Annotated in this window: 27 protein-coding genes and 1 riboswitch; of the genes, 21 read left to right on the top strand and 6 right to left on the bottom strand. The window is 60.3% G+C overall.

All coding sequences use genetic code 11. From position 1 onward, the window contains the following. Window positions 1–58: 58 nt before the first annotated feature. The 7 genes from mtgA (at window position 59) to AAD018_RS01580 (ending at window position 6,136) form a co-directional block, all read left to right on the top strand. Entirely contained in the window at window positions 59–784 is a 726-nt protein-coding gene (mtgA, locus tag AAD018_RS01610) for a monofunctional biosynthetic peptidoglycan transglycosylase (RefSeq protein ID WP_367313881.1), read from the top strand. A gap of 93 nt (window positions 785–877) precedes the next feature. Further along, window positions 878–1,543, top strand: coding sequence for an FtsZ-binding protein FzlA (gene fzlA / locus AAD018_RS01605; protein ID WP_367313882.1), 666 nt, complete (start codon window positions 878–880; stop codon window positions 1,541–1,543). A gap of 27 nt (window positions 1,544–1,570) precedes the next feature. Continuing rightward, entirely contained in the window at window positions 1,571–2,614 is a 1,044-nt protein-coding gene (queG, locus tag AAD018_RS01600) for a tRNA epoxyqueuosine(34) reductase QueG (protein WP_367313883.1), read from the top strand. 80 nt (window positions 2,615–2,694) lie between these two features. Next, window positions 2,695–3,912 carry a PQQ-dependent sugar dehydrogenase gene (locus tag AAD018_RS01595; protein WP_367313884.1) on the top strand — a complete coding sequence of 406 codons (1,218 nt, stop codon included), beginning with the start codon at window positions 2,695–2,697 and terminating at the stop codon, window positions 3,910–3,912. 1 nt (window position 3,913) lies between these two features. Then, entirely contained in the window at window positions 3,914–4,912 is a 999-nt protein-coding gene (locus AAD018_RS01590; RefSeq protein WP_367313885.1) for an App1 family protein, read from the top strand. A gap of 10 nt (window positions 4,913–4,922) precedes the next feature. Beyond that, window positions 4,923–5,864, top strand: a complete 942-nt coding sequence (locus tag AAD018_RS01585) for a DMT family transporter (RefSeq protein WP_367313886.1) — start codon at window positions 4,923–4,925, stop codon at window positions 5,862–5,864. Window positions 5,865–5,941: 77 nt separating this feature from the next. Continuing rightward, on the top strand, window positions 5,942–6,136 hold the full coding sequence (locus tag AAD018_RS01580; protein ID WP_367313887.1) for a hypothetical protein: 195 nt from the start codon (window positions 5,942–5,944) through the stop codon (window positions 6,134–6,136). Here AAD018_RS01580 and AAD018_RS01575 read toward each other — a convergent pair. Then, window positions 6,133–6,999 (bottom strand): branched-chain amino acid aminotransferase, encoded by an 867-nt coding sequence (locus AAD018_RS01575; RefSeq protein ID WP_367313888.1) that lies wholly within the window; start codon window positions 6,997–6,999, stop codon window positions 6,133–6,135. The two genes, AAD018_RS01580 and AAD018_RS01575, sit on opposite strands and share 4 nt — an antisense overlap. Window positions 7,000–7,142: 143 nt before the next feature. On the opposite strand from AAD018_RS01575, the gene AAD018_RS01570 reads away from it, so the two are divergent. Genes AAD018_RS01570 through dxs form a run of 6 tightly spaced genes read left to right on the top strand, consistent with a single transcriptional unit; the run spans window position 7,143 to window position 12,382 of the window. Continuing rightward, complete coding sequence (locus tag AAD018_RS01570; RefSeq protein ID WP_367313889.1) at window positions 7,143–7,658, top strand: MarR family winged helix-turn-helix transcriptional regulator; 516 nt, start codon at window positions 7,143–7,145, stop codon at window positions 7,656–7,658. Beyond that, window positions 7,651–8,346, top strand: a complete 696-nt coding sequence (locus AAD018_RS01565) for a response regulator (RefSeq protein WP_367313890.1) — start codon at window positions 7,651–7,653, stop codon at window positions 8,344–8,346. The genes AAD018_RS01570 and AAD018_RS01565 overlap by 8 nt, the downstream gene beginning before the upstream one ends. 33 nt (window positions 8,347–8,379) lie before the next feature. Next, window positions 8,380–9,306 carry a histone deacetylase family protein gene (locus AAD018_RS01560; RefSeq protein WP_367313891.1) on the top strand — a complete coding sequence of 309 codons (927 nt, stop codon included), beginning with the start codon at window positions 8,380–8,382 and terminating at the stop codon, window positions 9,304–9,306. After that, window positions 9,303–9,545 carry an exodeoxyribonuclease VII small subunit gene (locus AAD018_RS01555; protein WP_367313892.1) on the top strand — a complete coding sequence of 81 codons (243 nt, stop codon included), beginning with the start codon at window positions 9,303–9,305 and terminating at the stop codon, window positions 9,543–9,545. The genes AAD018_RS01560 and AAD018_RS01555 overlap by 4 nt, the downstream gene beginning before the upstream one ends. Next, on the top strand, window positions 9,542–10,441 hold the full coding sequence (locus AAD018_RS01550) for a polyprenyl synthetase family protein (protein ID WP_367313893.1): 900 nt from the start codon (window positions 9,542–9,544) through the stop codon (window positions 10,439–10,441). Before AAD018_RS01555 ends, AAD018_RS01550 begins: the two co-directional genes overlap by 4 nt. Window positions 10,442–10,456: 15 nt before the next feature. Then, a complete protein-coding gene (gene dxs, locus AAD018_RS01545) occupies window positions 10,457–12,382 on the top strand; it encodes a 1-deoxy-D-xylulose-5-phosphate synthase (protein ID WP_367313894.1) in 1,926 nt (641 codons plus the stop codon). A gap of 7 nt (window positions 12,383–12,389) precedes the next feature. Here dxs and AAD018_RS01540 read toward each other — a convergent pair whose 3' ends face one another. Beyond that, complete coding sequence (locus AAD018_RS01540; RefSeq protein ID WP_367313895.1) at window positions 12,390–13,163, bottom strand: ion transporter; 774 nt, start codon at window positions 13,161–13,163, stop codon at window positions 12,390–12,392. Between the two features lie 139 nt (window positions 13,164–13,302). Between AAD018_RS01540 and AAD018_RS01535 the strand changes: the two genes are divergently transcribed. Continuing rightward, window positions 13,303–14,007 carry an androgen-induced gene 1 family protein gene (locus tag AAD018_RS01535; RefSeq protein ID WP_367313896.1) on the top strand — a complete coding sequence of 235 codons (705 nt, stop codon included), beginning with the start codon at window positions 13,303–13,305 and terminating at the stop codon, window positions 14,005–14,007. On the opposite strand, the gene AAD018_RS01530 is transcribed toward AAD018_RS01535, so the two are convergent. Both AAD018_RS01530 and AAD018_RS01525 read right to left on the bottom strand, forming a co-directional pair. After that, the gene (locus AAD018_RS01530; RefSeq protein ID WP_367313897.1) at window positions 13,919–14,782 is read right to left on the bottom strand and encodes an SDR family oxidoreductase; all 864 of its coding nucleotides are present in this window, start codon (window positions 14,780–14,782) and stop codon (window positions 13,919–13,921) included. The genes AAD018_RS01535 and AAD018_RS01530 overlap by 89 nt on opposite strands. A 40-nt stretch (window positions 14,783–14,822) precedes the next feature. Then, the gene (locus AAD018_RS01525; RefSeq protein WP_367313898.1) at window positions 14,823–15,023 is read right to left on the bottom strand and encodes a hypothetical protein; all 201 of its coding nucleotides are present in this window, start codon (window positions 15,021–15,023) and stop codon (window positions 14,823–14,825) included. A 73-nt stretch (window positions 15,024–15,096) separates the two neighbouring features. On the opposite strand from AAD018_RS01525, the gene ade reads away from it, so the two are divergent. The 3 genes from ade to AAD018_RS01510 all read left to right on the top strand — a co-directional run bounded on the left by ade (window position 15,097) and on the right by AAD018_RS01510 (window position 18,892). Next, a complete protein-coding gene (gene ade, locus AAD018_RS01520; RefSeq protein ID WP_367313899.1) occupies window positions 15,097–16,893 on the top strand; it encodes an adenine deaminase in 1,797 nt (598 codons plus the stop codon). A gap of 101 nt (window positions 16,894–16,994) precedes the next feature. Continuing rightward, window positions 16,995–18,470, top strand: a complete 1,476-nt coding sequence (locus tag AAD018_RS01515) for an AMP nucleosidase (RefSeq protein ID WP_367314223.1) — start codon at window positions 16,995–16,997, stop codon at window positions 18,468–18,470. Window positions 18,471–18,601: 131 nt separating this feature from the next. Beyond that, complete coding sequence (locus AAD018_RS01510; RefSeq protein WP_367313900.1) at window positions 18,602–18,892, top strand: HU family DNA-binding protein; 291 nt, start codon at window positions 18,602–18,604, stop codon at window positions 18,890–18,892. A gap of 42 nt (window positions 18,893–18,934) precedes the next feature. Here the strand turns inward: AAD018_RS01510 and AAD018_RS01505 are convergent, their stop codons facing one another. Then, window positions 18,935–19,897 carry a hypothetical protein gene (locus tag AAD018_RS01505; RefSeq protein WP_367313901.1) on the bottom strand — a complete coding sequence of 321 codons (963 nt, stop codon included), beginning with the start codon at window positions 19,895–19,897 and terminating at the stop codon, window positions 18,935–18,937. After that, a complete protein-coding gene (gene aroC, locus AAD018_RS01500; RefSeq protein WP_367313902.1) occupies window positions 19,894–21,009 on the bottom strand; it encodes a chorismate synthase in 1,116 nt (371 codons plus the stop codon). The genes AAD018_RS01505 and aroC overlap by 4 nt, the downstream gene beginning before the upstream one ends. Before the next feature lie 70 nt (window positions 21,010–21,079). Beyond that, window positions 21,080–21,178: riboswitch (TPP riboswitch) on the top strand. On the opposite strand from aroC, the gene AAD018_RS01495 reads away from it, so the two are divergent. The 4 genes from AAD018_RS01495 to dps all read left to right on the top strand — a co-directional run bounded on the left by AAD018_RS01495 (window position 21,178) and on the right by dps (window position 24,978). Continuing rightward, on the top strand, window positions 21,178–22,182 hold the full coding sequence (locus tag AAD018_RS01495) for a thiamine ABC transporter substrate-binding protein (protein WP_412005159.1): 1,005 nt from the start codon (window positions 21,178–21,180) through the stop codon (window positions 22,180–22,182). (Overlaps the previous riboswitch by 1 nt.) Continuing rightward, entirely contained in the window at window positions 22,179–23,684 is a 1,506-nt protein-coding gene (locus tag AAD018_RS01490; RefSeq protein WP_367313903.1) for a thiamine/thiamine pyrophosphate ABC transporter permease ThiP, read from the top strand. Before AAD018_RS01495 ends, AAD018_RS01490 begins: the two co-directional genes overlap by 4 nt. Further along, on the top strand, window positions 23,671–24,393 hold the full coding sequence (locus AAD018_RS01485; protein WP_367313904.1) for a thiamine ABC transporter ATP-binding protein: 723 nt from the start codon (window positions 23,671–23,673) through the stop codon (window positions 24,391–24,393). The genes AAD018_RS01490 and AAD018_RS01485 overlap by 14 nt, the downstream gene beginning before the upstream one ends. A 102-nt stretch (window positions 24,394–24,495) precedes the next feature. Then, a complete protein-coding gene (dps, locus tag AAD018_RS01480; protein ID WP_367313905.1) occupies window positions 24,496–24,978 on the top strand; it encodes a DNA starvation/stationary phase protection protein Dps in 483 nt (160 codons plus the stop codon). The last annotated feature ends 177 nt before the right edge of the window (window positions 24,979–25,155 follow it).

The raw sequence follows: 25,155 nt of genomic DNA, 5'->3' as shown, positions 1-25,155 counted from the left end.
GGCGTCTTGGACAAAGGCGCCTGCTGCTTTTTATGGTGCCCAGAAGAGGCAAGAGATCGTGGCACGACAGGCAGCTAAGAAGAAACCGACGCGAAAGAAGAAGACCAAGGTCAGTTTGCGGCGGCGGCTGACCCGCTGGATTGCGCGCGGGGTTTTGGCGGTTGTCGCTGTGGTCGCTTTCTTTATCGCGCTTTACGGTATCGTGCCGCCGCCGGCGACGCCTTACATGATAGCGGAGCGGTCGCGCGAGGGTCCGCTCAAGCGTGATTGGGTTCCGATGGAGCGGATTGCTCCGGTGATGGCCCGCAGTGCGGTCGCGGCGGAGGATGCGAATTTCTGCCTGCATTGGGGGCTCGATCTCGATGCGATCCGCACCGCGCTGGAAGGTGGCGGCGGGCGCGGGGCGTCGACGATAAGCCAGCAGACGGTCAAAAACGTCTATCTCTGGCATGGTCGGTCCTGGACGCGCAAAGCGCTTGAGGCGGTTCTGACGCCCACGGTGGAGGCTGTTTGGACGAAACGACGCATCCTGGAAGTGTACCTTAACGTGGCCGAGTTCGATGCGGGTGTCTTCGGCATCGAGGCAGCGGCTCGCCATTACTTCGGCGTCTCGGCGATGGAGCTGTCTGCCGTGCAGGCCGCGCGCCTAGCTGCGATCTTGCCGGACCCCAAGGGCCGCTCTGCCTCGCGGCCATCGGAATTTGTCAGGCGGCGGGCGGCAGGGATCTTGGACGGCGCGGCGACGATCCGGGCGGATGGGAGATCGGCCTGCTTCGAGCGGTGATCCGTCCATCTGCCGAATTATCGGCGCATCACGGTTGAAAAATACGCGGGTCCACGGCATGACAAGTCGATCCCGGACCCCCAAGCAGGCCCCATGAATCGTCTTTACCATTTCCCGCTCTCCCCGTTTTCCCGAAAAGTCCGCCTGACGCTGGCGGAGAAAAAGATCGAGGTGGAGCTTGTCGAAGAGCGATACTGGGAGCAGTCACAGGAATTCCTGAGACGCAATCCTGCGGGGAAGGTGCCAATCTTGCGGATGGATGGCCGCTTCTTGCCCGACAGCCTCGCGATCTGCGAATACCTTGAAGAGACTGTGCCGGACCCTGCTTTGCTGCCCGGCAAGGCCGAAGCGCGCCACGAGGTGCGCCGGTTGGTTGCTTGGTTTGACGGGAAGTTCAACGATGAGGTCACGTCGAAGCTTTTGGGCGAGCGCGTTTTCCGCAAACTGATGTCGACCGGATATCCCGACAGCACTCGCGTCAAGGAAGGCGCTAAGGCGATCAAGTTCCATCTCGATTACATGGCTTGGCTGCTCGAGCAGCGGCGCTGGTTGGCTGGTGATGTCATGACCCTTGCGGATTTCGCGGCGGCGTCGCATCTGAGCTGTCTGGACTATATCTCGGATGTCGACTGGGACAGGTCGGAAGCGGTGCGTGATTGGTACGCGAAGATCAAATCACGCCCGGCTTTCCGGTCCTTATTGGCCGATCAGGTCTCGGGCTTTCCGCCCTCGCGCCAATATGCGGATCTGGATTTCTAGACCATCCATCAACAACAGGAGCTGTCGGTGTCCGAGGATCTCAAGGCGACGCTGACCTCTTTTGCGCTGGAGGCGGGATTTTCCGCGGTTGGGATCTGCCGTCCGACGGCGGTTCCTCAGCTTCCGGAACGGCTCAACACGTTTCTTGAGACCGACCGGCACGGTCAAATGGCGTGGATGGCCGAGCGTACCCATTGGAGGAGCGATCCGGCCGCTCTTTGGTCCGAGGCGCGGTCGGTCATCATGATGGCCGAGAGCTACACACCAGATTACGACCCGCTTGACCTTCTAAGCCTGCGCGACCGAGGCGCGATCAGCGTCTATGCGGGCGGGCGGGATTATCATGACGTCGTGAAGAAGCGTCTGAAACGGGTCGGGCGGTGGCTGCTGGAGCAGGCGCCCGGAGAGCAGATCAAGGTCTTCGTCGATACGGCACCCGTTATGGAGAAACCTCTTGCCGAGGCGGCTGGTCTAGGATGGCAGGGCAAGCATACCAACCTGTTGAGCCGGGATCTTGGGAACTGGTTCTTTCTCGGCGCAATCTTCACGACATTGGATCTGCCTCCCGATCGGCCTGGGGAGGAGCATTGTGGGTCCTGCCGCGCCTGTCTGGACATTTGCCCGACGGAGGCTTTCCCGGCGCCGTTCCAGCTCGATGCGCGGCGTTGCATTTCGTATCTGACAATCGAACATCATGGACCGGTGGACGAGGATCTTCGCCCGGCACTTGGCAACAGGATCTATGGCTGCGACGACTGTCTCGCGGTCTGTCCGTGGAACAAGTTCGCGGCCACCGCCCGGGACCAGCGCCTGTCGATGCGACCCGAATTGAAGGCGCCGTCGCTGTCCTCTCTTGCAGCACTGACGGACCCGGAGTTTCGTACGCTATTTTCCGGGAGCCCAATCAAGCGGATCGGTCGCAACCGGTTTGTCCGGAACGTGGCCTATGCGATTGGAAATTCGGGCGATGGGTCCCTTGCGTCGTCGGTCGGTCAATTGACCGACGATCCCGATCCAGCGGTGGCGGATGCGGCACGCTGGGCTGCCGTTCGGCTGGCAAAGGCCGACTGACATGATGTGATTGCCATGGACGGAACTGCTTTGGTGACACGCCGTTGCCTTATCAGATGCTGTTCAACCGGAGCTTTCCGATGTCGCTACCCCGCCTTTTGCCTCTCGTCGCCCTGTGTCTTGCCGGGCCTGGTCCTCTTCTTGCGCAGACGGGGGAGCCGGTCGTGCAGGGTGAGAAGAATGTACCCGGGTTCGAGCCCGCTTTTCCGCTTCAGACAAGAGCACCCGCGATGACCTCGGACGCAGAGTTCGAGCAAAGCGTTCTAGCAGGGCCGCTTGAGCATCCCTGGGGTATTGCCGAACTGCCAGGTGGCAGCTTTCTCGTGACGGAACGGCCCGGGCGCATGCGCTCTGTCACCGCCGATGGTACGATCTCGGATCCGATTTCGGGTCTGCCGGAGATCCATGCGCAAGGACAAGGCGGTCTCTTGGATGTCGAGGTCGGCCCGACATTCGCCGAAGATCGCCTGATCTACTGGACCTATGCAAAACCGATGGAGGGCGGCAGAAGCGTTACGGCCGTCGGGCGGGGTGTTCTGAGTGAAGATCTGGCTTCTTTGACCGAGGTGGAGGATATCTTCGTACAGGATCCCCCCTCCCCCACATCGATGCATTACGGCAGCCGCATCATCTTTGATCAGAACGGTCTGGCCTTTATCACGACGGGCGAGCATTCCTCGCTGGAGGAGCGCGTTTTTGCGCAGGATCTGGACAAGACCTATGGCAAGGTCATTCGCGTTCGTCCGGACGGATCCGCTCCGGAGGATAATCCCTTTGTCGGTCAGGCCGATGCAATCGATACGATTTGGTCCTATGGCCACCGGAATATCCAGGGGGCGGATATCCATCCAGAGACCGGAGAGATCTGGACGCTGGAGCATGGGCCCAAAGGTGGAGACGAGTTGAACCAGCCGGAGGCGGGGCTGAATTACGGGTGGCCTGTGATCTCGTACGGAGAGCGCTATTCCGGACAACCGATCGGCGCGGGCGAGACCGCGCGCGACGGGATGGAGCAGCCGGTTTACTACTGGGATCCCGTGATCGCGCCGGGCGGGTTCATCTTCTACAGCGGGGATGCCTTCCCCGATTGGCAGGGCGATGTGCTGGCCGGATCGCTTTATCCCGGGGCGCTTGTCCGGCTCGAGATGGACGGTGAGACAGTTGTCGGGGAAGAGCGGCTTTTGCGTGATATCGGACGGGTCCGGGATGTGGAGCAGACATCGGATGGCCGCGTCCTGCTTTTGACGGACGAGCCCAACGGCGAGATCATCGTTCTGGCACCCAGCTCTTCCTCGTAAAATGAGCGCTCTCAAGACACGGCTGGCGCCGGTTGCGGCCCGGCTGGAGCGAGTGATCGAGCCGCTTTTCACGTCCAAACGGACCGATGCCCCGCTGATTGAGCCCTATATCGGTTACAGCACTGCGGATACGATCGTTGCCCGGGGGCGTGTCCTGGGGTCGATCCGGCGCAAGAGCCCGCGTGCGGATCAGAGTTGGTTCACCAATCTCAGGCAGATGATTTCCCTTTTTCTGACCGACGAAGTGGCGGATGTGACGGTTAGGTCCGGCGAGCACAGCGCCGTGAGCGATGAGGAAGGGTACTTCACTCTTATCCTGCCCCGGGCGGATGTGTCTCCTGGATGGGCGGATGTGAAGGTCGAAGAGCCGGTCGAGGTGCATTTGCCGGTCTTGGTCAGCCATCCCAAGGCGGAATACGGTGTCATCTCGGATATCGATGACACGATGATGGAGACCGGGGCCTATTCGCTGTGGCGTAACCTTTGGACGTCGATGACCGGCAACGCGCTGACCCGGCATGTCTTTCCCGATGCGGTGAAGCTGATGCAGGTGCTGCATCGCGACCTTAACCCGATTTTCTACGTGTCGTCCTCTCCCTGGAACCTGCATCAGTTTCTCGAGGATATCTTCGAAAGAAACGGGCTGGTACGCGGCCCTAAGTTTCTGCGCGATCTGGGTATCAGCGAGACAAAGCTGATTACCGGCACTCACGGCGATCACAAGGGCAGTGCGGTGGATCGTATCCTTGCCGCCAATCCCGACCTGGGCTTTGTCCTGATCGGCGATACGGGTCAGCATGATGCAGAGGTCTACCTGCATGCGGTCGAACGACATCCGGGGCGTATCGTCAGGGTCATCCTACGCGCACTTGGCCCAGGGGCTGATGCAAAGGACATGGACTTTGCGCGGAAGATCGAGCGGATGGGCATCCCGGTTCATGTCGGTGCGGATTACAGCCGGGTGATTGCGGCACTGGAAGAGGGATCCGTCCTGCCGTAGATCATCCGCTATGACAGCCGCGGCCCCCACGACACACGATCAATCTCTTGGACGTGGGATCCTTCTGATGGTTCTGGCCGTGACGATCTTTACGGCCATGTCCGCCCTCATCAAAGCTGCGGGTCGTATCCCGCCGGGCGAGGCGATCTTCTTTCGGTCGGTCTTTGCGATGCCGGTGATTTTTGGCTGGCTGGCGCTGCGCGGTGATCTGGCAAATGGCATCTCGACACGAGATTGGAGGCCCCATGCCGTGCGCGGTATCGCAGGCACCTGCGCCATGGGCCTTGGCTTTGCAGGTTTGCGCTACCTGCCGTTGCCTGAGGTGACCGCGCTAAGATTCGTAACGCCGGTCTTGCTCGTGGTCTTTGCCGCCCTGTTTCTGGGCGAGCGTTTTCGCTTCATTCGTCTTCTTGCGGTTCTCATCGGTCTTGTGGGCGTTGTGGTGATTTCGCTTCCCCGATTTTCGGCCGGTGGGACGAGCGGGGAAATGTTCGGTTTGATCGTCACTCTGGCTTCAGCATGCCTTGCCGCTTTGGCGCAAACCTTTGTGAAAGCCATGTCGGGCAAGGAGAAGACGGCGGCGATCGTGTTCTACTTTTCGCTGACCTCCGCGACGCTGTCCTTGCTGACGATCCCCTTCGGATGGGTCTGGCCGGTCGGCCTTGAATGGGTCTGGCTGATCGGTGCAGGGCTATTGGGCGGGTGCGGGCAGATCCTCCTGACCTCGAGCTATCGGTTCGCCGATGCGGGTGTGCTTGCGCCCTTTACCTATGTGTCGATGATCTGGGCGCTGCTGATCGGCTATCTTGTCTTCAGCGAAGTGCCGACGCTTCCGATGCTGGCCGGGGCCACGCTGATCATCGGGGCCGGGGTCATGATCGTGCTGCGGGAACGCCAGCTGGGCCTGCGCCGAACAGCCGAGCGGAAGGTGCGTGCGAAAGGCGAGATGTGAGCGCAAACAACGGCGATCTGCGAAAGACCCGCGAATCTATTATAGTGCGTCCTGCCAACAGCGAGGGGAACCACACCATGACCCGCCATATCGTCGACCGGGGCCACGACACCCGCGCCGGGCAACGGACCCGGCACTTTCTCGAGCAAGCGCATCGCAAGACACTGCATCCGGCCACCCAGATGATCCGCCGCAAACCGCGCGGCCTGAGCGAGACGCTTCGCATGACGCGGTTCCTTGCGATCGCGCGGAGACGGGATGGCGACGCCTAGCTTCTGACCAGCGTCTCGTAGTCGTCCGAGATATCGCGCGCCATCTGACCGACTTCGAAATTGTAGTCGCCGATCTGCCCGACCGGCGTCACCTCGGCCGCTGTGCCGGTGAGCCAGCATTGCTCGAACCCTTCAAGTTCTTCCGGCATGATGTGGCGTTCGTGCACCCGGACCTGCCGATCCTCGAGCATGCCGATAACCGTCTGGCGGGTGATGCCGTTGAGGAAGCAGTCGGGTTTGGGGGTATGAACCTCGCCGTCCTTAACGAAGAAGATGTTCGCGCCGGTCGCCTCGGCGATATAGCCGCGATAATCGAACATCATCGCATCCGAACAGCCTTTTGCCTCTGCGGCATGCTTTGACATCGTGCAGATCATGTAAAGCCCAGACGCCTTGGCGAAACAGGGGATCGTCTCGGGGGACGGGCGCTTCCACTTCGAGATATCGAGCTTGGCGCCCTTGTGCTTGGCATCGCCATAATAGGCGCCCCATTCCCAAGCCGCGATAGCGAGCCGGACCGGGTTCCGGGCGGAGGCGACGCCCATATCCTCTCCCGCGCCGCGCCAGGCAACGGCGCGGACATAGGCATCGGTCAGGCCGTTGACGGTCAGCACTTCCTGCTTGGCCGCCTCAATCTCGTCGACGGTATAAGGGATCTCGAAGTCGATATAGTTGGCGGAGGCGTGCAGACGCTCTGTGTGTTTGCGGCTTTCGAAGATCTTGCCGCCATAGGCGCGCTCTCCCTCGAAGACAGACGAGGCATAGTGGATCGCGTGGGTCAGGATATGTACGTTGGCCGAACGCCAATCGACAATCTGTCCATCCATCCAGATCTTGCCGTCGCGATCATCATATCCTGCCATAGCACCCTCCATCTTTGCCTATATTGCGCAAATTGATCCGTATCTGTCATAAAATTGCGCAAAATCTGATTTGAGCTATCAGTTGAGTCTTGGAATGTCAATAACGCTGACTTATTCTCCAGTTTGAAGGACGGAGGACGACCATGCCGGACACCGGAAGTACGACTGGAGGGCAGAGCCTCCTTTTCCTGACAGACGAACAACTCAGGCAGGGCATCGAGGCGATGTTCTTTGCCTATCGCGGCTTTACGGCCGATCCGGACCGCATCCTCGCGGATAAATCCTATGGACGCGCCCACCATCGGGCGCTTCATTTCATTCACCGGTCGCCGGGGACGACCGTCAATAACCTTCTTGGGATTCTTGGGGTGACAAAGCAGTCGCTTAACCGAGTCCTGAGGACGCTGGTCGCCGACGGTCTGGTGGAAAGCCGGGTGGGGCGGCGCGATAAGCGCGAGCGGCATCTGCATTTGACCGATGACGGGCGCGCGCTTGAACAGGAGCTCAGCGATGCCCAGCGCAGCCGGATGCGCACGGCCTATCGCGCAGCGGGTCCCGATGCGGTCGCGGGCTTTCGGCAAGTGCTTGAAGCGATGATGGATCGCGACCTGCGCCGGCGCTATGATGCCCTGACCGAAGAGGGAGGACAGGATGGATGAAGCGCATCTGCTGATCGTCGACGACGATGAGCGTATCCGGGGATTGCTGCAGAAGTTTCTGATGCGCAACGGCTTTCTGATTACATCCGCCCGGAACTCCGACCATGCCCGCCGGATCCTGTCAGGTTTGGAATTCGATCTGATCGTGCTCGATGTCATGATGCCGGGCGAGGACGGTCTGACGCTCTGCCGGTCATTGCGAGAAAAGATGACCACGCCAATTCTGCTTCTGACCGCGAAGGGCGAGACCGAGGATCGGATCAACGGTCTGGAGGCCGGGGCCGACGACTATCTGGCCAAGCCGTTCGAGCCGAAAGAACTTTTGCTGAGGATCAATGCTATCCTGCGCCGGGTGCCCGCGACCGAGCCGGATCAGGCAGTGCCGAAGGTTCTTCATCTGGGCGGGATCCGGTACGATATCGAGCGCGGCGAGATGTGGATGGGAGAAGATCCTGTCCGTCTGACCGCGACGGAGAGCCAGTTGATGCGTATTTTCTCCGGCAACCCCGGCGAAGCGCTGAGCCGGGAGCGGCTTGTCGAGGAGCTCGGGCGCGACGACGGTCAGGCACAGGAACGGGCGGTCGATGTGCAGATCACACGGTTGCGCCGCAAGATCGAGGCCGATCCCAAGCAGCCGCGATATCTTCAGACCGTTCGGGGCGCGGGCTACATGCTTGCGCCGGACTGATCTGACCAAAATCCATTCCGGAAGGATCCCGCCATGGCCACCGCGCTGATCTCTCATGAGGCTTGCCTCAACCATGTCACGCCCGACGGTCATGCAGAGCGGGTCGGCCGGCTCAAGGCGGTGATGGCCGCGCTGGAGCCGCTCGAGCTGGTGCGCCGGGAGGCGCCGATGGCGGCGGAGGACGATCTTCTGCGCGTGCATCCTCAGGCGCATATCGATGCGATCCGGGCGGCTGCGCCCGAGACCGGTCTGGTCGCGCTCGATGCGGATACGTTCATGTCGCCCGGCTCGCTCGAAGCGGCGTGGCGCGCGGCGGGGGCGGTCGTCAAGGCGGTCGACATGGTGCTGTCAGGCGAGGTGGCGAACGCATTTTGTGCCGTTCGCCCACCGGGACACCACGCGGAGAAAGAAACGCCGATGGGCTTTTGCCTGTTCGGCTCTGTCGCGGCGGGCGCGAAACATGCGCTGGACCATCACGGTCTGAGCCGAGTGGCGATCGTCGATTTCGATGTCCATCACGGAAACGGCACGCAGGATCTTGTCGAGGAGGATGCCCGCATCTTCTTTACCTCCACCCATCAGATGCCGCTTTATCCGGGGACCGGCTTCGCTCATGAGACGGGGGCTCATAACAACGTTCTGAACATGCCCCTCGCGGAAGGGACTGGCGGGGCGGCGTTCCGCAAGGTGATGGAGCAGCAGGTCTTTCCGCGCATCGAAGCGTTCAAGCCTGATCTCCTCATGATCTCGGCGGGCTTTGACGCGCATCGCGACGACCCGCTGGCCGGTCTGACCTTCGAGGTCGAGGATTTCCGCTGGGCTACGGAGCGTCTTTGCGATCTTGCACAAACGCTCTGCAAGGGACGTGTGGTGTCCTCTCTGGAAGGCGGATATGACCTTGAGGCGCTGGCGGCCAGTGCCGCAGCCCATGTCGAGGTGTTGAAGGAGCGAGGCGAATGAGCGAACCGGACGTCGAGACGATGAGCTTCGAAGATGCCATGCGCGCTTTGGAAGAAGTCGTGGGCAAGCTGGAAAGCGGTAGCGTTCCGTTGGAGGAGTCGATCGCGCTTTATGAGCGCGGCGCGGCCCTGAAGGCCCGTTGCGAGACGAAGCTGAAAGAAGCTGAAGAGAAGGTGGCCAAGATCACACTGAGCGAAGATGGGCGTCCGACAGGAACGGCGCCGCTCGACGCTGAATGAGTGACGCCGCAGTGCAGTCGCCCACAGGCCTGTCCTTTCCGGATGCTCTATCCCGCGCTCAATCGCAGATAAGCCAGCATATCGAGAGGGTCTTGCCCCCGCGCGAAGACGACCTGACCCAATCGATGCGCTATGCGCTGGATGGCGGGAAGATGCTGCGGGGTTTTCTGGTCCTGGAAGGGGCGGTTTTGCATGATGTCGCTCCAGAGACGGCTCTGCCCGCTGCTCTCGCGATCGAATGCCTGCACGCCTATTCGCTGATCCACGACGATCTGCCTTGTATGGATGACGACGATCTGCGCCGTGGCAAGCCCACCGTTCACAAGAGGTGGTCTGAAGCGCTTGCGGTTCTGGCGGGAGATGCGCTCCAGACGCTTGCCTTCGATCTTTTGTGTGACCCTGCGATAGGACCGCCTGCGCGCCAGATCGCTTTGGTCCGCTCGCTGGCAAAAGCGGCGGGACATGACGGTATGGTCGGGGGGCAATGGATGGACATCCTCGCCGAAACGCGCACCGCGCCGTATAGCCTGGAAGAGATCACCGAGTTGCAGCAGGGCAAGACCGGGGCGCTCTTGCGCTGGTCCGCGATGGCTGGGCCTCGGATGGCCGGGGCAGATCCCGAGCCGCTGGATCGGTATGGATCCGCTTTGGGGCTCGCGTTCCAGATCGCGGATGACATTCTGGACGTGGAAGGCAGCGCGCACTCCGTCGGGAAGGCGGTGGGCAAGGACACGGCATTGGGCAAGGCAACTTTCGTGTCGCTTCTTGGTCTGGATGGGGCCAAGGCCCGCGCGGCGGCACTGGTGAAGGAGGCCAGTGATGCGCTAGGCTCCTATGGCAGCCGGGCTGACACGTTGAGAGACGCCGCGCGTTTCGTCGTTGACCGGGACCGATAAGACAAAGGCCAGACCATGACCGACCGTCCTAATACTCCGCTTCTCGATACCGTGCATGTCCCTGCCGACATGAAGCGGCTGAGCGACGCCCAGCTTGAGCAATTGGCTCATGAGGTTCGTGCGGAGACGATCAGTGCGGTCAGCCAGACCGGCGGACATCTAGGAGCCGGACTAGGTGTTGTCGAGCTGACGGTCGCGTTGCATGCGGTGTTCGATGCGCCGCGCGACCGGATCATCTGGGATGTGAGCCATCAATGCTACCCACACAAAATTCTCACCGGACGGCGGGACCGGATCCGCACGCTCCGTCAGAAAGACGGGCTCAGCGGGTTCACCAAGCGTTCGGAAAGCCCCTATGACCCGTTTGGCGCGGCCCATAGCTCGACCTCGATCAGCGCATCGCTGGGATTTGCCGTGGCCCGCGATCTGGGTGGACGTCCCGAACATGGCATCGGCGATTGCATCGCAGTAATCGGCGACGGCGCGATGAGCGCGGGCATGGCCTATGAGGCGATGAACAATGCCGGCCATCTGGGCAAGCGGCTGATTGTCATCCTTAATGACAACGAGATGTCCATCGCCCCTCCTGTCGGCGCGATGTCGTCCTATCTGTCGCGCCTTTATGCCGGACAGCCATTCCAAGAGCTCAAGGCCGCCGCGAAAGGCGCGGTCTCACTTTTGCCCGAGCCGTTCCAGCAAGGTGCGCGCCGGGCCAAAGACATGGTCAAGGGCTTCGCCTTTGGCGGGACGCTGTTCGAGGAGCTTGGCTTTTCCTATGTCGGCCCTATCGACGGTCACGATATGGAGCAGCTTTTGGCCGTGCTACGCACCGTCAAAGTTCGTGCGGATGGCCCGATCCTGATCCATGCGATCACCAAGAAGGGTAAGGGGTATCAACCTGCCGAGGATGCCTTGGATCGTGGGCATGGCGTCGGCAAGTTTGATGTCATCACCGGTGAGCAGAAGAAGGCTCCCTCAAACGCGCCCTCCTATACGAGCGTGTTCGCGAAGGCGCTCATCGATCTGGCTGAAACGGATCCGCGCATTTGTGCCGTGACAGCTGCAATGCCTGACGGAACCGGTCTGAATAAGTTCATGGAGCGCTACGCATCGCGGTGTTTCGATGTCGGGATCGCGGAGCAGCATGGTGTGACCTTCTCGGCTGGTCTAGCGGCTGGCGGGATGCGTCCGTTCTGTGCGATCTATTCGACCTTCCTTCAGCGCGGCTACGATCAGGTCGTGCATGACGTAGCCCTGCAGCGTCTTCCTGTCCGCTTTGCCATCGACCGTGCGGGTCTTGTGGGCGCGGATGGCGCGACCCATGCGGGCGCCTTCGATGTGGCTTATCTGGCCAACCTTCCCGGGATGGTCGTCATGGCCGCTTCCGACGAGGCTGAGCTTGTGCGCATGGTAGCCACCGCCGCGGAGCATGACGAGGGACCCATTGCGTTTCGGTTTCCCCGCGGAGAAGGGGTGGGCGTCGAGATGCCGGACGATCCTGAACCGCTCGAGATTGGCAAGGGGCGGATCGTTCGCGAGGGCTCCCGCGTCGCCCTGCTCAGCTTCGGGGCGCGCCTCAAGGAGGTGTCGGAGGCCTGCGACGCGCTTGCCCAAAAAGGGGTCACACCGACCGTGGCGGATGCCCGGTTCGCGAAACCGCTCGACCGGGATCTTATCCTGCAGCTGGCCAGCGATCACGAAGCGCTCATCACCATCGAGGAAGGCGCTGTCGGTGGATTCGGCAGCCATGTCGCGCAGCTTCTGGCCGAAGAGGGCGTATTCGACGAAGGGCTGATCTACCGGTCCATGGTCCTGCCCGACATCTTCATCGACCAGGCCAGCCCCCGGGACATGTACGAGGTCGCCGCTTTGAATTCCGAGGATATCGAGCGGAAGGTTCTGGACACGCTGGGCGTTGCCACGCTCGAGAAGCGAGCATAGATCCGGGTCACTTCATCTCGTTCAGCCGCTTTTCGATCGCTTCGAGGCGTACGAGCACCTCGTCGCGGTAGGCGTCCGTTTTCACCATGTCTTCCTCGTGGTGGGCATCCTGCATCGAGTTGACGATCAGACCCACGATCAGGTTCACAACGGTGAATGTCGTCACCATGATGAATGGCACGAAGAATGCCCAAGCCGCGGGATGAATTTCCATGATAGGCCGGACAATGCCCATGGACCAGCTTTCCAGCGTCATGATTTGGAAAAGCGAATAGGCGGACAGGCCCAGCGTCCCAAACCACTCCGGGAAAGTCGGCCCAAAAAGCTTCGTGGACATGACCGCGCCGATGTAAAAGATCATCGCCATCAGCAGAAAGACCGATGCCATACCGGGCAGCGCAGTGAGAAAACCCTCGATCACCCGGCGCAAACGCGGGGCGACCGAGATGACCCGCAAGAGCCGCAGGATCCGCATCGCGCGCAGGACGGAGATTCCCTCTGCCAGCGGCAAAAGCGAGATACCGACGATGAAGAAGTCGAAGAGGTTCCAGCCCGAGCGGAAGAACTTGAAGCCACGCGCATAGATCTTGGCCAGGATCTCGAGCGTGAAGATGCCCAGGCAGATGCGGTCTAGGGTGAAGATCAGCTCGCCTGCGGCGCCCATAATCGTCGGCGAGGTTTCCATACCCAGAAGGATCGCGTTGAAGATGATGATCGCAATGATCGCGTTCTGGACGTCCGCTCTGTCAAGGAAGGCGTCTATGCGGGCTCGAAGCGTCATGATTTTCCCAAACCTTGGAGTTGAGCCGCGATATGGTGGGCTGCTTGCTCCTTAGCAAGCGCATCACGCAAGGTCACGGCATTGAGGCTGGACTGGGATCGGCGGGTTTGTGCACTCTGCCTTAAAGGAGACCCAAGCGATGCCTTTTGTGACGATCTATCGGTGGATCACCTTTCTGCTGGCCGGCGGATATGTGATCCGCATGATCCTCTTTTCCGACTATGACGAGGGGCTCGGCCCGCTTCGGTATCTGACGATCTGGGCGCTGATCGGATCGTTCTTTTGCGCAAGCCGCATGATGGCGCTTCTGGAGTATCGCAGCGAGCGGCGGTGGGATGGCTTTATCTCGGCCGTCGCCGTCATCAATGCGATGGTCGTCATCCTGTACTGGCGTCTCTATTTCGACGATCCGACCTCCGTAACCCGCGATGGCACACGGGCGGTCTGGTATCTCGACTACTACCTCCACGGTCTTGGTCCAGCGCTGCAGATCTGCGACGCGCTTTTCATCCATCGCAGTTTTCGCCGCCCTGCCACGTCCGCGCTGTGGCTTGTCGGAATTGTCGCGGTCTATCTGTTGTGGTCGGAATTTGTTGTGCAGCCGATGCATTCGAGCCCGGCGGGCTCTGTTACCAGTGGTCTGCCCTATCCGTTTTTGAACAATCTGGCCCTCACCGATCGGCTTGGTTTCTATGCGACGAACATCGTGACGGCGCTTGTTCTTCTGGCTGTCTTTGCCGGGCTCGCTTGGGCGATCAGGCGCGCTTTGCCTCGAGGGTCAGAAGATGAGGCAGCCCCTCCCGATAGCTTGGATAGCGAAGATGCACACCAAGCTCGGTCTTGATGCGGTCGTTTCTGACCTTCTTGGATTCGCTGTAGAAGCTGCGCGCCATCGGTGAGAGATCCGCCTCTTCGAACGGGACGGCGGGCGGGACCGGGACGCCCAGAAGCTCGGCGGCATGCGCGATGACATCCTGCGGCGGGGCGGGATCATCATCGCAGACATTGTAGACTGCACCGGGGTTGGGCTGCGCTATCGAGGCGGCAAGGACCTGTGCGATATCCTCGACATGGATGCGGGAGAAGACCTGCCCGTCCTTTATGATCCGCCGTGCTGTTCCAGCGCGAACCTTGGAGAACGGACCTCGATCGGGTCCGTAGATCCCCGCCAGACGAAAGATATGCAGCGGCAAGCCGGGAACCGACGCCCAAGCCGTCTCTGCGGCGACGCGCATTTCGCCGCGTTTAGTGGCCGGTGTCAGAGCGGCGCTTTCGTCAACCCAATCGCCCTCATGATCGCCATAAACGCCGGTGGTTGAGAGATATCCGACCCATTGAAAGTTTGCGGCGCGTGCCGCGATCTCTTTGCGCAGATTCATGAGGACAGGATCGCCCTCCTCTCCTGGCGCCGCCGAGATCAATAGATGTGTCGCAGCCTCCAATGCAGGGCGAACATCCTCGCCCGGCCAGATCAGCGGCTCCACACCTCTCTCGCGAAGGCGCGCTGCACTGTCCTCGGATCGGGTAGTTCCTATGACACGCCAGCCCTGTGGCAGGAGCAGCTCATCGAGGGCTTGCGCCGAATATCCGTGACCGAAGGAAAGAAGGGTGCCGGGCATAGATCTTGTCGTGCCGGGAAACCGGTCTGCCTGCAAGCGCTCAGTCGCGGCAGTCAGGCGCGCAGGTTGCGCATCCGTTCACCTTGCTGAACGCGTCGCGGGCGTGATCCATCGCCGTTTCGCATTTCGCGTAGTCGCCGAGCGCCTTACGCTTGTCTTCGTTGGGAAGAAACTGGCACTCTTCGTTGTGCACGACATGGATGCCGTCGTCTCGCGCCTCTGTGTTGACATAGTACTTCATCGGCTTTCTCCTTTTGCCCGTTTTAACGCAGCTATCCGGCCTCAGGGTTTCATCCAGAACGGAGATTTCGCACATGCCCGACCCTTTCCCGAGCTGGCCGGATGTGGCGCCTCTCCTGATTGCGGTCGCCGCCGGACGCGCGCCGGCCGATCGCGTCATCCGGGGCGGCAAGCTGATCAACGTGCAGACGAGAGAGATCCTGGACGGCTGGCAGGTGGCCATCGCGAAGGGCCGGTTTGCCTATGTCGGGCCGGACGCCTCCCATTGCATCGGTGCCGGAACCGACGTGATCGAGGCCGAAGGGCGCTACCTGATCCCTGGCCTGTGCGATGCGCATATGCATATCGAGAGCGGTATGCTGACGCCGGCCGAATTTGCGCGGGCGGTCATTCCCCATGGCACCACAACGATGTTCGTAGACCCGCATGAGATCGCGAATGTTCTGGGTCTGGACGGCGTGCGTCTGATGCATGACGAGGCGTTGATGCAGGCGGTTTCGATCTTCGTTCAGATGCCGTCCTGCGCGCCGTCGGCGCCCGGGCTCGAAACGACGGGCCGCGAGATCACCGCAGAGGATGTCTCTGAAGCGATGTCCTGGCCGGGCATCGTCGGACTGGGCGAGATGATGAACTTTCCCGGTGTTATTGCAGGCGATCCCAAGATGCTGGCCGAGATTGCCGCGACGCAGGAGGCACGGAAGACCGTCGGTGGACATTATGCGTCGCCCGATCTTGGCCCGCCGTTCCATGCCTATGCCGCAGGTGGCCCCGCCGACGATCACGAGGGCACGACCGAAGCCGATGCCATCGCGCGGATGCGCCAGGGGATGCGCGCGATGCTTCGGCTGGGGAGCGCATGGTACGACGTCGAACGCCAGATCACGGCTGTGACCGAAAAGGGGCTCGACCCTCGCAACATGGTTCTGTGCACGGATGACTGCTTTGCGAAGACGCTTGTCGAGGACGGGCACATGAACCGGGTCGTACGGCACGCTATCGCCTGCGGGTGTGATCCGCTGGTCGCGCTTCAGATGGCGACGATCAATACGGCAACCCATTTCGGTCTGGAGCGGGAATTGGGGAGTATTGCCCCCGGGCGTCGTGCCGACCTGATCTTGACTAGCGATCTGACGGCGCTGCCGATCGAGGAGGTCTTTGCCCGGGGGGAGCGTGTGGCGAAAGACGGCGATTGCCTTGCCGATTGTCCGCATCTCGATTGGCCGGATCATGCGCGCCAGACCGTCAAACTAGGCAAGGTCCTGACGGCGGACGACTTTGATATCCCCGCACCGGACGGCGCCAATCGGGTCCGGGCCAAGGTTATCGGTGTCGTCGAAAATCAGGCGCCGACTAAGGCACTGACTGCCGATCTTGCCGTAGAGGGCGGCAAGGTTGTCCCGGAGGGAGAGATCTGCCGCATCGCCTTGGTTGAGCGGCATCGTGCGACCGGCGGCGTCGTGAACGGCTTTGTCTCAGGCTTTGAATATCAGGGGAAGATGGCGATCGCCTCGACCGTCGCCCATGACAGCCATCACATGATCATCGTCGGCACAGACACAGCGATGATGGCTCAAGCAGCCAATCGGCTCGGAGAGGTCGGCGGCGGTGTGAGCGTCTGGAAAGACGGCACCGAGGCTGCCTTGGTCGAGCTTCCGGTGGCTGGGCTGATGTCCGACAGCCCCGCAGAAGACGTCGCCAAGAAGGTCGACCGGATGATCGCGGCGATGACCGATTGCGGCTGTACGCTGAACAACGCTTTCATGCAGCATTCGCTTCTGGCCCTCGTTGTCATCCCGGAGCTTCGGATCTCTGATCTTGGCCTCGTCGATGTGACACGGTTCGAACTGACAGACCTGCTCGAGACGCCATAGCCCGCAGAGCATCCCTTGGCCGTGTCGGGCGACGGTGCTATGGCCGGATGCAATCAAGAATGGAAGAGACGAGGCGGGACATGAATATCGTAAGGGAAAGCATGGATCCCAACCTTCCCATCGACAGTCCCGATCTGGGCCCGCCCCGCGCCTTCAGCGATCCCGCCGATGCGGTGGATCATCTGGCGGAGCTTTATGAAAGCGGCACGCGGTTCCTGCGCGATCAGTTTTCAGACGTCGTGGTGAATGGCAAGCCCGACCGCAGATACCGCGCCTACTATCCGGAGATACGGATCACAACGACGACGTTTGCCAAAACCGACAGCCGCCTCAGCTTTGGTCATGTCGCCATGCCGGGAACCTATTCAACGACGATTACGCGGCCCGATCTGTTCCGCTCTTATTTGATTCAGCAGATTGGCCTTCTGGTCGAAAATCACGGTGTGCCGGTCGAGATCGGTCTGTCGCTAACGCCAATCCCGGTTCATTTCGCCGTTACCAACGATGCCTCCATCAATATCCCGCAGGACGGGGCGATGGCCTTCCCGTTGCGGGACATCTTCGACGTACCGGATCTAAGCACGACCAACGACGATATCGTCAACGGCATGGAGTACGTGAACGAAGACGGATCAGGCCCGCTTGCCCCGTTCACGGCCCAGCGTGTGGACTATTCGCTCGCACGGCTGGCGCATTACACCGCGACCGATCCCTCGCATTTCCAAAACCACGTTCTTTTCACGAACTACCAGTTCTACGTGGACGAGTTCGAAGGCTTCGCCCGAAAGGTCCTCGCAGATCCCGAAAGCGGGTATACGAGTTTCGTCAGCACCGGGAATGTCGAGATCACGGACCCCGAAGCCTCGATCGCGCCGGTCGCGAAGATGCCACAGATGCCAACCTACCATCTCAAGCGGGAGAATGGGGCAGGCATTACCCTTGTTAATATCGGTGTCGGACCATCGAACGCGAAGACGGCCACTGATCATATTGCGGTTCTACGGCCCCATGCATGGCTGATGGTCGGACATTGCGCAGGGCTTAGAAACTCCCAATCGCTTGGGGATTTCGTTCTTGCCCATGCGTATCTGCGCGAGGATCACGTCCTCGACGACGATCTTCCTGTCTGGGTGCCGATCCCCGCTCTGGCCGAAATTCAGATCGCACTGGAGCAGGCGGTTGCAGAGATCACACAGCTTGAAGGCTACGAGCTCAAGCGGCTGATGCGCACGGGCACTGTAGCCACCATCGACAATCGAAACTGGGAGCTGCGCGATCAGTCCGGGCCCGTCAAACGCCTCAGCCAATCGCGCGCCATCGCTCTCGACATGGAAAGCGCAACGATTGCCGCGAACGGGTTCCGGTTCCGGGTGCCCTACGGGACGCTACTTTGCGTCAGTGACAAGCCGCTTCACGGAGAGCTCAAGCTGCCCGGAATGGCGTCTGACTTCTATAAAACGCAGGTCTCCCGTCATCTGGAGATCGGAATTCGGGCGATGGAGAGGCTTCGCGAAATGCCGCTCGAGCGCATTCACAGCCGGAAATTACGCTCTTTCGAGGAGACCGCCTTCCTCTGATTAGTAGAAAACCCATACAAAATGGGGTTTTCGCGCCACAGATGTGTCACTAATTGTTGTGTGCCTCCGCTAGATACCGTTAGAAATAGCCATCTGAGGCCCTAAGCGGGCAGATCAAGGAGACCAGAAAAATGGCAACCAAGCCTATGACCAAGACCCAACTCGTCGCTGCGCTGGCCGAAGAGATGGATACTGACAAGAAATCTGCAGGCGCTGCGCTTGACGCAATCACCGGCATCATCACCAAGGAAGTCTCCGATGGTGGCGCCGTGACCCTTCCAGGTGTCGGCAAGATCTATTGCCGCGAACGCCCCGAGCGCATGGTCCGCAACCCGGCCACCGGCGAGCAGATCAAGAAAGAGGCCGACAAGGTTGTAAAGATGACGATTGCCAAAGCGCTGAAGGACAGCGTGAACGGCTGATCACCAGTTTTTGAACGAGAAGGGCCGCCTATTGGCGGTCCTTTATTTTTTCGAGCTTAGCGGACGCGTCGTCTCGACAAGAAAGCTGACAAGGTCCTTCCGGTTCAGTCCCGGTGACAGACGCGCCGCGAGATCTTCGAAATTCCCAATCCCGAATGGGTTCGCCTGTCCGAGATACTTCTCGAACACCGGATCATAGAGAGGGCAAAGCGTCTCCAAAAGGTGCCGCAATGTCTCCACCGTAATCGCCGGCAAGGCTGCGCGGTCCGTGAACCAGCCCGCAGCTAAGTTCTGCGCACGCTCGCAATCCTCTTGGGAATAGCCAGCCAGCCTGGCAAGGCGGACAAGTTCGACCGCGCGAGGGTCCAGCGCTGCATTGGCCAGAGGCGCGGGGTCCTCCCTGAGAAGGCCGGGATCGATCCCGATCTCCGCGACGATATCCGCAACAATGTTGCCCTTTCTGTACGGAACCAGTTTCACCGAGCTGTCGCCGAACCGGGTCGCCCAAGCAGCAAGCCATCTGTCCATGTCTAACCCTGCGACCCGGGACAGAGCATTTGCGGCAAATGTCTCAACGTTTTGCTTGAAGGTGCTGTCTGGCTTGATGATGCGGTGGATATAGGCCGAGAAGAGCAACTCGACCGGGTGCCGCACAACAGCGACGATCTCTGGCGTCTCAAGATCGAGCGTCTCCGCGAGACGTGCGATATGGTCCGACCTTAGAACGGAAAACTCTTCACTGGACAGGATCAGAAGATCCGGTTTGGTCCGTTCGATTTCATCTTTCAGAGCAGCCGCCTCTGCCGAAAGGTCGGGAACATCGCCCCGATGTGGATCGGTCCGATCCAACAGGGCGAACGGAAGCCTGTGCTGCCCGAAGATGAAACTGCCCGAGACTGGGTAAAGGATGCCCGCCTTGGCCAATCCATCGCGATTGGCGTGGAGACGGTGCTGAAACGAGGTTGTGCCGGTCTTGTGCGGCCCAATATGCAGAACAGTCCTCATTCGGCGGAAAACGAACCTATTTTACCGCGCTGGCCTCCGGTTTGAGCCCTATCTAGGAGGAAATGGTCGAGCAGCACACAGGCCATCATGGCCTCGGCCACTGGAACGGCCCGGATACCGACGCAGGGGTCGTGACGGCCTTTCGTAACGATCTCGGTTTCTTCGCCTGTTTCGGTAATGGTCTTGCGTGGCGTAAGGATGGATGAGGTGGGTTTGACGGCGAAGCGAACCAGAAGTGGCTGGCCGGTGGAAATGCCGCCGAGAATCCCGCCCGAATGATTATCGCTGAAAACGGGTCCTTCGGAGGACATACGGATCTCGTCGGCATTGGCTGTGCCGCGAAGCTGGGCGGCCTTCATTCCCTCGCCGATCTCAACGCCCTTGACCGCATTGATTGACATCATGGCAGCGGCCAGATCGGTGTCGAGCTTGGCGTAGACAGGCGCGCCGAGACCCTGGGGAACTCCGGTCGCAGTGACTTCTATCTCAGCGCCGACCGAGTCCCTTGATTTGCGGATTTCGTCCAAATAACCTTCCCATTCCTGCGCGGATTTTGCATCCGGCGTCCAGAACGGGTTGCGGTCGATTTCGGCCATGTCAATCCTGCTGCGATCGATCTTATGTTCTCCGATGCGGGTCATATAGCCCTTGATCCTGAGATCGGGAACGAGCGCTTCCAAAACTGCGCGAGCAAGGCCGCCGGCGGCAACGCGTGCGGCGGTTTCCCGCGCCGAGGAGCGCCCGCCGCCGCGATAATCGCGCAATCCGTATTTCTGGTGATAGGTGATATCGGCGTGACCGGGGCGGAAGGTTGTCGCAATCTCCCCATAATCCTTCGATCTCTGATCGGTGTTCTCGATCATCAGCTGGATCGGCGTGCCGGTCGTCCGGTTCTCGAACGTCCCCGACAGGATGCGCACCAGATCGGCCTCGCGCCGCTGTGTCGTATGGCGCGACTGGCCCGGTTTGCGCTTGTCGAGCCAGTGCTGGATCGCCTCTTCGGTGATCGCGATGCCCGGCGGACAACCATCGACCGTCGCGCCCAGCGCGGGGCCGTGGCTTTCGCCCCAGGTGGTCACGCGGAAGACATGGCCGAAGGTGTTATAGGACATCGCGTTCTCCTTGCGAGAGGGTTGGTAAGGGGCGGGGTTGCCGCGGGCAAGAGGCCGGATTAGGTAAACGTCATGAACCTCGGGGTGCCCATCAGGGCTGAGATGCGACAGCGAACCCGTAGAACCTGACCCGGCTAGGACCGGCGGAGGGAAGGTGACGGCATCCTCATGCCCCCCTTTCGTCCGGGCGTTTTGGAGGATGACATGCGTCTGGCTTTGACTTTGACCCTGTATGCGGGAGCCGCTGCTGCGGACTCACTGACCGTTTATGTGCCTGACTATTTTGGATCCGAATGGGGACCAACCCCGGCGATCAAGGCGGCGTTTGAGGAAACCTGCGACTGCGAGATCGAGTTCGTCGCCGGTGAGGTGTTGACGCGTCTGCGCCTTGAGGGAGAGCGCACAGAAGCGGACGTTGTCCTTGGTTTGAATACGGATGTCGCCGCAGAGGCGCGAGAGCTTGATCTTTTTGCGCCGCATCGGCTGGACACAACGGATCTGACATTGCCGATCGACTGGACCGACGAGACGTTCCTGCCATTCAACTGGGGCTATACCGCGTTCGTTTACGATACCGATGTCATATCAAATGCGCCTGGCAGTTTCGCCGAGCTTCTTGAGATGGACGATGATATCCGCATCGTCATTCAGGATCCGCGTTCCTCAATCTCCGGTCTTGCGCTGGCCTATTGGGTCGATGCTGTCTTTGGTGATGGCGCGACTGAGGCCTGGACGCAGCTTGAGCCGAAGATCCTGACGGTCACAAAAGGCTGGTCGGAGAGCTACGGGCTTTTCACCAGCGGCGAGGCCGACATGGTTCTGAGCTATACGACGTCGCCAGCCTATCACATCAGCGCGGAAGGCGATGAGACAAAGGTCGCTGCGATCTTTGAAGAAGGACATTATTTCATGGCCGAGGTCGCGGCCAAGGTAGCTGGCACCGACCAACCTGAACTAGCAGATCAGTTCATGGCCTTCATTCTGACACCCGCCTTTCAGGAAATCATCCCCGAGGGCAATTGGTCCTACCCGGCAAAGTTGCCACGGGACCAATGGCCAGAGGTTTTCCGTAATCTTCCCGAGCCGTCGACTGCGCTTTTCTATACCGAGCAAGAGGCCGCAGAGCGCCGGGATGATGTGATCGAAACCTGGCGATCCGCGCTCACGCAGTGAGACGTCTTGCAGGATGGAGCGCTGCGTTTCTAATCGTGGCGCTCGTATTCGGAACATTGGGGGCCATTGCTTGGCGCGCCGACTGGACCGGAGGACTGCGACCTGCGGACTGGCTGGTGATCCGCTTCACGGTCTGGCAGGCTGTCCTGTCGGCGATCTTGTCGGTTGTTCTCGCCATTCCCGTTGCACGCGCTTTGACACGGCGCCGCTTCGTCGGTCGCGGTCTTTACGTCGCGCTTCTTGGCGCGCCGTTCATCCTTCCGAGTATCGTAGCGATCTTCGGTTTGCTAACCGTTTTTGGCCGGTCCGGTTGGGTGAACGATCTTCTGGGTATCCTCGGCCTATCTGACATCTCGATATACGGGCTTCAGGGCATCGTTCTGGCGCATGTCTTCTTCAACTTGCCGCTTGCGGTTCGTTTCCTGCTTCAGGGATGGCAGTCGATCCCGCTCGAACGCTTCCGGCTGACGGAAAGTCTCGACGGATCGATCTGGACCCTTCTCGAACGACCGATGCTTGTACGGGTAGTGCCGGGAGCGGCGGCCGTCATCTTTCTGATCTGTCTAACCAGCTTTGCCGTTGCTTTAACCCTTGGCGGAGGGCCTCGTGCCACGACGGTGGAACTCGCGATCTATCAGGCCTTCCGGTTCGATTTCGACCTCGGACGAGTGGCCCTCCTCGCCATCGTGCAAGTCGCGCTTTGCCTCGTAGCGCTTGGTTTAGCGGCCGCTGTTCCTGTCGGCGACGGTGTTGGAATCGGACATGACAGGATCATACCGCGGCGCGACCGGTCTGCGCTTGACTGGATCTGGATCGGTTTCGGAGCGGTCTTTCTCGGTGCGCCTCTTCTGGCGATCGCCTTTGCGGGACTTGGAGGACTAACTGATCTGCCCAGTGTTGTCTGGCCCGCAGCGCTGCGCTCAGTGGTGGTTGCCCTAACGGCCACCGCTCTGTCGCTTGGCCTTGCCATGGCCCTGATCCTTTGGTCACACGGCGCGCGCTGGATCGAGGCGATGGGCGCGCTTCCTTTGGCGGCCTCCGGTCTTGTCATGGGAGCCGGTCTGTATCTTTGGCTGGCGCCTCTCGCGCCTCCGGCCGCGCTTGCCCTACCGCTAACGACCATCGTCAACGCAGCGATGGTTCTGCCTTTTGCAGTACGGGTCTTGGCCCCTGCCTATCGCGATATCGAAAACGGCTATGGCCGCCTCGCCGACAGCCTGTCTTTGACATCCTACGCTCGTCTCAGGTGGCTGATCCTCCCACGGATGCGCCGGCCAATCGGTTTTTGCGCAGGATTGGCGGCGGCTCTCTCTATCGGAGATCTTGGTGTCATCGCCCTGTTTGCAGGTACCGAACAAGCAACACTTCCCCTCGCGATCTACCAACTGATGGGAAGTTATCGGATGGAAGGCGCTGCCGGGGCCTCTCTTATTCTGGTGGCCTTGAGCTTTGGGCTCTTTTGGCTGTTTGACCGAGGAGGACGCATCGATGCTGACGTTTGATGCAGTCACCGTTGACCTCGGCGATTTTCGCCTGACGGCGACGCTTGCCATAACCGAAGGCGAGCGGGTCGCAATTATCGGTCCTTCCGGCGCGGGAAAGTCCACTCTTCTTGGGGTTGTCGCGGGTTTTACGCCCCATACCGGGCATATCTCGTGGAAAGAGGACAGAATTGATCGTATCGCACCCGGTCAAAGGCCGGTTGCGGTTCTCTTTCAGGACAACAACTTATTCCCCCATCTGACAATTCTGCAGAACGTCTCGCTGGGCATACGGACTAAAGGGAAACTCGCATCCAGCGAACAGCAGGCAGTCCGTCAAGCCATCGCACGCGTTGGATTGTCCGGCTACGAAGATCGCAAGCCTGCTGCTCTCTCAGGTGGACAGCAAAGCCGAGCAGCGCTTGCTCGTCTTTTCGTTCAGGCCAAGCCGGTGTTGCTTCTCGATGAGCCGTTCTCGGCACTGGGCCCTGCCCTCAAAGACGAGATGCTCGACCTCGTGTCAGAGGTGGCCGATATGTCCGGTGCCACTGTTCTGATGGTGACACATGATCCTGTTGACGCGTTGCGTTTGGCAAGCCGTACGATTGTGGTCAGCGACGGCCAAGCGGCGCCGCCTGTCCCGACGAAAGCTCTCCTGAAGTCCCCCCCCGAACACCTCGCGTCCTATCTAGGCCGACGCATTGCTCTGGGAGAGGGACAAGAAACATAAGGTTCAGATGAAACTCTCCTCGAATGACGCAGTTCTATCTCGGCAAGGTGGGCCACTTCCTGAACGCGACCCGCCCATTGACTACGCAAAAGGAGATATCCGATGCCCGAAGCCTTTGTCGAAGGGCTCGACGCCCAGGTTCGCACGAAGATGGCCACGCTTTTGAATGCGCGACTGGCTGATGCCGTGGATCTTACCCTTGCCGTTAAACAAGCGCACTGGAACGTCAAAGGACCTGGCTTCATCGGGTTTCACGAGCTGCTGGACGAAGTTGCCGACCGCCTACGTGAACATGTGGACCTCATGGCCGAGAGAGCCGTGATCCTAGGCGGCCACGCTCGCGGAACGCTCAACGTTGCGGCAAAGGAGACGACCCTCGAAGCGTACCCCGTCGAACTTCAGGACCTGCAAGGCCATGTCGACGCTCTCAAGGCGCGGTTCATGGACCTTGGCGAGAAGATCCGCAAAGCGATGGACGAAGCCGGAGAGGCAGGCGACGAAGACACGGCAGACCTTTTCACGGAAGTCAGTCGTGCAATCGATAAAGACGCCTGGTTCATCGGCGCCCACGGCGCGCAGACCTGAGCCAGCGCTAAAAGTATTTCATATCAAATGACAGATGGCGGAGCATGAGAAAGCGTACTGGTTTGCTCATGCTTCGCCAATTGAGCAGAGACGTCATCAGTATTAATCGATCCCGTATACCTTCTCTTGCATCGCGGATCTGGGAGAAGAGATGACATCGGACAAGCTTACGTTCCG

The sequence above is a fragment of the Aestuariibius insulae genome (genome assembly GCF_040783535.2).
In the GTDB taxonomy this organism is placed as follows: Bacteria; Pseudomonadota; Alphaproteobacteria; order Rhodobacterales; family Rhodobacteraceae; genus Aestuariibius; species Aestuariibius insulae.
The sequence above is the reverse complement of the archived record's forward strand: the minus strand, read 5'-3'. Positions and strand labels throughout refer to the sequence as shown.

What these genes read in the sequence shown, in the direction of transcription:
- AAD018_RS01535 (WP_367313896.1), top strand. Translation starts at nt 13,303, where the DNA reads ATGCCTTTTGTGACGATCTATCGGTGGATCACCTTTCTGCTGGCCGGC.
- AAD018_RS01505 (WP_367313901.1), bottom strand. Translation starts at nt 19,897, where the DNA reads ATGAGGACTGTTCTGCATATTGGGCCGCACAAGACCGGCACAACCTCG.
- dxs (WP_367313894.1), top strand. Translation starts at nt 10,457, where the DNA reads ATGACCGACCGTCCTAATACTCCGCTTCTCGATACCGTGCATGTCCCT.
- AAD018_RS01550 (WP_367313893.1), top strand. Translation starts at nt 9,542, where the DNA reads ATGAGTGACGCCGCAGTGCAGTCGCCCACAGGCCTGTCCTTTCCGGAT.
- AAD018_RS01525 (WP_367313898.1), bottom strand. Translation starts at nt 15,023, where the DNA reads ATGAAGTACTATGTCAACACAGAGGCGCGAGACGACGGCATCCATGTC.
- AAD018_RS01555 (WP_367313892.1), top strand. Translation starts at nt 9,303, where the DNA reads ATGAGCGAACCGGACGTCGAGACGATGAGCTTCGAAGATGCCATGCGC.
- AAD018_RS01585 (WP_367313886.1), top strand. Translation starts at nt 4,923, where the DNA reads ATGACAGCCGCGGCCCCCACGACACACGATCAATCTCTTGGACGTGGG.
- ade (WP_367313899.1), top strand. Translation starts at nt 15,097, where the DNA reads ATGCCCGACCCTTTCCCGAGCTGGCCGGATGTGGCGCCTCTCCTGATT.
- fzlA (WP_367313882.1), top strand. Translation starts at nt 878, where the DNA reads ATGAATCGTCTTTACCATTTCCCGCTCTCCCCGTTTTCCCGAAAAGTC.
- AAD018_RS01515 (WP_367314223.1), top strand. Translation starts at nt 16,995, where the DNA reads ATGGATCCCAACCTTCCCATCGACAGTCCCGATCTGGGCCCGCCCCGC.
- AAD018_RS01540 (WP_367313895.1), bottom strand. Translation starts at nt 13,163, where the DNA reads ATGACGCTTCGAGCCCGCATAGACGCCTTCCTTGACAGAGCGGACGTC.
- AAD018_RS01575 (WP_367313888.1), bottom strand. Translation starts at nt 6,999, where the DNA reads ATGGCAGGATATGATGATCGCGACGGCAAGATCTGGATGGATGGACAG.
- dps (WP_367313905.1), top strand. Translation starts at nt 24,496, where the DNA reads ATGCCCGAAGCCTTTGTCGAAGGGCTCGACGCCCAGGTTCGCACGAAG.
- AAD018_RS01485 (WP_367313904.1), top strand. Translation starts at nt 23,671, where the DNA reads ATGCTGACGTTTGATGCAGTCACCGTTGACCTCGGCGATTTTCGCCTG.
- aroC (WP_367313902.1), bottom strand. Translation starts at nt 21,009, where the DNA reads ATGTCCTATAACACCTTCGGCCATGTCTTCCGCGTGACCACCTGGGGC.
- AAD018_RS01530 (WP_367313897.1), bottom strand. Translation starts at nt 14,782, where the DNA reads ATGCCCGGCACCCTTCTTTCCTTCGGTCACGGATATTCGGCGCAAGCC.
- AAD018_RS01580 (WP_367313887.1), top strand. Translation starts at nt 5,942, where the DNA reads ATGACCCGCCATATCGTCGACCGGGGCCACGACACCCGCGCCGGGCAA.
- AAD018_RS01570 (WP_367313889.1), top strand. Translation starts at nt 7,143, where the DNA reads ATGCCGGACACCGGAAGTACGACTGGAGGGCAGAGCCTCCTTTTCCTG.
- AAD018_RS01560 (WP_367313891.1), top strand. Translation starts at nt 8,380, where the DNA reads ATGGCCACCGCGCTGATCTCTCATGAGGCTTGCCTCAACCATGTCACG.
- AAD018_RS01510 (WP_367313900.1), top strand. Translation starts at nt 18,602, where the DNA reads ATGGCAACCAAGCCTATGACCAAGACCCAACTCGTCGCTGCGCTGGCC.
- AAD018_RS01595 (WP_367313884.1), top strand. Translation starts at nt 2,695, where the DNA reads ATGTCGCTACCCCGCCTTTTGCCTCTCGTCGCCCTGTGTCTTGCCGGG.
- AAD018_RS01495 (WP_412005159.1), top strand. Translation starts at nt 21,178, where the DNA reads ATGCCCCCCTTTCGTCCGGGCGTTTTGGAGGATGACATGCGTCTGGCT.
- AAD018_RS01590 (WP_367313885.1), top strand. Translation starts at nt 3,914, where the DNA reads ATGAGCGCTCTCAAGACACGGCTGGCGCCGGTTGCGGCCCGGCTGGAG.
- AAD018_RS01565 (WP_367313890.1), top strand. Translation starts at nt 7,651, where the DNA reads ATGGATGAAGCGCATCTGCTGATCGTCGACGACGATGAGCGTATCCGG.